The following is a 3,273-nucleotide window of genomic DNA, read 5'->3' on the forward strand; positions in this document are numbered from 1 at the left end:
TTGGGGTCTCCTGACTCTGTCATGCTGATTTGTATTCCTCTTTTATTGAGCATGTTAGTGTACTACCGACTGGTATATTGGGTGCCTCTGTCGGAGTGGTGAATGAGATCGGAAGCGTCCTTTTTGGGGAGCATGCCGGGGAAGAAGAAGTCTTCGCCTTCATAGACTACGACGCCATTGACAAGGTTCACAGGCTCAAAACCGTGCTTGCAAAGTTTCTTTGACAGGGATCGTGTCGCTCTCATTTTCTTGCAGATGCCTTTCTTAAGGACTTTATGGTTGAAAGCCGTCAATCCTTTTTCCCCACTTTCTTCATAGCCTTCAATATGGCAGGGGCAAAACTGAGCAGCGTGCTGAAGCCGATGCTTGACAGAAGTCCCATCAGATAAACAAGATAATTGAACTATACAGAGGAAAAGACTATACATTTTCAGAAACAAAACGACTCAAATCATTTTCAATAAATAAATTAAATGATTCATTTATAATATGGATTTGATTTTTCTCTATATCATGAAAATATATAGAAGTTTCATGAGGTTTAATATATAACTCATCTCCATCATTATTCAGCCATAATTCGCCAATTTTGATATATTCCTCCCGCAATTCTAACATGTTAAAACTAATAAAAACACCCTCCATTTTCAATTGTGAGACACAACAAAAAAACGCAATCATATCACTATGGAGTAATTTGTGAAAGGGTGATGAGGTTAATTTCTCTTCGGTTAGATTATTTTCCACAACATCATATTGCAGTAAGTTTTTTTTATTGCTGCAAACAAGTTAGGGTAATTTTGCTTCAACTTGGTAAATTTCAAGTCAAAATCAATCATATAAACTTTATCATAGTTCAAGGAGATATTATCTATTTGCTTGCTCCATCCTTCCATATAATTGATTTGTGAATTCTCGTTATAAGATTGATTTATAGATTTCAAGTATTCACGAGCCGCATTTTGAGATATTAGTGTGGCACCGATTAAGCCTTGTGACATCTTAGGTTTTATCTTTAAATACCACCGTGATGACAAGAATTGTTTCGCAATTTTTTCATTTTGTTTCCACCAATCAATCCATTCTTCAGGTAGGAATAGTCCTTCAGACAAATGTTTTAGTCCATTTATTATATTATTCGCTTCCATTTCACTGTCGTTCCCTGAAAATGGTTGACTTATTTTTTTGCTGAAACTGATTTCGGTTGACATCGTTTTCGTCGTCATACTAGAATGAGTTGTCTTGACTTTTCAAAAATGAGTTGTCTTGACTTTTCAAAGATACTGATTTTAGTTGACTCTGGTGGTTTGGGGTCAGGGCTGACGCATTATAAATGAAAAGCAGATTTCGGTGTTGAGGGGAGAATGAAGGGCCTAAAAATGGGACTCAACATAGTCGCAAAAACTCTTCATTTTTCTCTTCAAAAAGCTTGTCCATGTCGTAGCTTTTTTTTTGTATCTTTATAGCTGATAATCAATACTATATAAAGATACTATGAGCATATTCAATCAGCTTCGAATGGTCGAAGATCCACGCATAAATCGATGCAAAAAGTTCCCCTTAGGATACATCCTTACGACGGTATTCACGGCTACTCTCTCTGGCTGCTCCTCTTGGTACGAAATAGAAGACTATGCAGAAGAGTACAAAGATGATCTAGAGGCTCTATATGAGCGTATTTCAGGAGAATCAAGCTCTTGGGGAGTCCCCTCTCACGACACACTCAATCGTGCTATCAGTCTTCTTGATCCCAAGCAGATAGAACAAGTCTACAAAGCCTTTCTAGAGGAAAGCTTTGAGATAACAACTGGCAAGCACATTTGTCTAGATGGTAAGACAATGCGAGGCGTTAAGAAGCTAGACTTTGATGCCGACAGCCATTGCGTCACAGCCTTTGACCCCAAGCAGCAAGCCTCATTGGCTCAGGTATACATCTCTACTAAGTCTAACGAAATCAATGCTATCAGAGAGATTCTCAAGGCTCTAGATCTACGAGACTCCGTCATCACCATTGACGCTATCGGCACCCAGACCGAGATCGCAAAGGCTGTGGTCGGGAAAGGCGGTGACTACATACTCCAAGTTAAAGATAATCAGAAACTAACGAAGGAAGAGGTGCAAAGCTTCTTTTGTCCCATCTACGATGCTCACATAGTGCATCAAGAACAGAAAGACTTTGGTCATGGGCGAATAGAAACACGTACGATGAGTAGCATCGTAGACCCTTTATCTCTAGACCCAGACTCGACTTTAGACAAATGGGACGGGCTCAAAAGCATCCATATGATGACAAGAGTACGGACAGACAAGAAGACAGATAAGTCCACCAGCGAGACCACCTTCTATATCTCTAGCCTGACAGACGGGACAGAAGTTTTCAAGTTGATACGTGAGCATTGGGCTGTGGAGAACAAACTTCACTATATGCTGGATATGCTTTTTAGAGAAGACTACTCTACCAAGAGAGCTCGCAACGCCGCTCAGAATATGAACATTATAAACAAGATAAACCTGACTATCATTCAACGTCTTAAAGACAAGCTCAAAGGCACTTCGACGCTTCGCCTAAGGAAAAAGCTTGCACGTATGACTCCAGAGGAAATCTTCGAAATAGAATTATAATGCGTCAGCCCTGGGTTTGGGGTTGTTTCTCGTGGTATACCCCGGGCTTGTTTTTTTTTCTTTTTCAAATCGGATAAACTCCCCGTCGGCAATGCAACAGACTAAGCCAAACGCCTGTAGCGGAGCGGAGGGCGTTTGGTGTGTCAGGGGTATTGCCGCTCTTTGTGTTCCGATCGAAAATGAAAAATCCAGTCTCTTCTCTCTTTGCTGAAATAAGTTCTATTTAGCTGGTTACTAGCTTCTTTGACTCTTTGTCTTTTCGAGCTTGCCCTTATCATCGCTTAGTACTACTGTAATAATGTTCCTTCTGAGTGCCAAGTTTGACATAAAAGATCAAACTTCCAAATCTTGGGCGAATTTTCTTTTTCATCACCACCTTTCCTTATAATTCCCTGAGACTTAGAAGAGGTGATTTTAGCCTATATATTTGCTGTCTGAAAGGTATTATTCAAATCAAACAGAGTGATTTATGGAAGCAAATAGCAATGACAACTATGTGCTGGTCTTAGAGGACCGCACCGAGGTAAAGAACCAGCAAGAAGCGGGGAAACTCTCCATCGTTTCGGGGATTGATGATAAGGGCAAGCTCAAAACGACTGAGCCTCTTGACGCTAATCAGGCTGCATTTCTAAAGTTCAACAGCAAGGATGG

At 40.4% G+C, this 3,273-nt stretch carries 4 protein-coding genes and 1 pseudogene; 3 read left to right on the plus strand and 2 right to left on the minus strand.

All coding sequences use genetic code 11. The features are described 5' to 3' along the window. Positions 1-98: 98 nt before the first annotated feature. On the plus strand, positions 99-224 hold the full coding sequence (locus tag HMPREF2890_RS09355) for a hypothetical protein (protein ID WP_256387641.1): 126 nt from the start codon (positions 99-101) through the stop codon (positions 222-224). Between the two features lie 196 nt (positions 225-420). Here HMPREF2890_RS09355 and HMPREF2890_RS09295 read toward each other — a convergent pair whose 3' ends face one another. Further along, the gene (locus tag HMPREF2890_RS09295) at positions 421-747 is read right to left on the minus strand and encodes a hypothetical protein (RefSeq protein ID WP_246825369.1); all 327 of its coding nucleotides are present in this window, start codon (positions 745-747) and stop codon (positions 421-423) included. Continuing rightward, complete coding sequence (locus tag HMPREF2890_RS09300; protein ID WP_246825370.1) at positions 732-1,226, minus strand: hypothetical protein; 495 nt, start codon at positions 1,224-1,226, stop codon at positions 732-734. Before HMPREF2890_RS09300 ends, HMPREF2890_RS09295 begins: the two co-directional genes overlap by 16 nt. A gap of 268 nt (positions 1,227-1,494) precedes the next feature. Between HMPREF2890_RS09300 and HMPREF2890_RS07980 the strand changes: the two genes are divergently transcribed. Both HMPREF2890_RS07980 and HMPREF2890_RS09305 read left to right on the plus strand, forming a co-directional pair. Further along, the gene (locus tag HMPREF2890_RS07980; protein WP_070467414.1) at positions 1,495-2,622 is read left to right on the plus strand and encodes an ISAs1 family transposase; all 1,128 of its coding nucleotides are present in this window, start codon (positions 1,495-1,497) and stop codon (positions 2,620-2,622) included. 469 nt (positions 2,623-3,091) lie between these two features. Continuing rightward, positions 3,092-3,273, plus strand: a pseudogene (locus HMPREF2890_RS09305) (hypothetical protein); the annotation flags it as partial.

Origin of the sequence: Porphyromonas sp. HMSC065F10 (assembly GCF_001808555.1) — a bacterium.
Classification (GTDB): Bacteria; Bacteroidota; Bacteroidia; order Bacteroidales; family Porphyromonadaceae; genus Porphyromonas_A.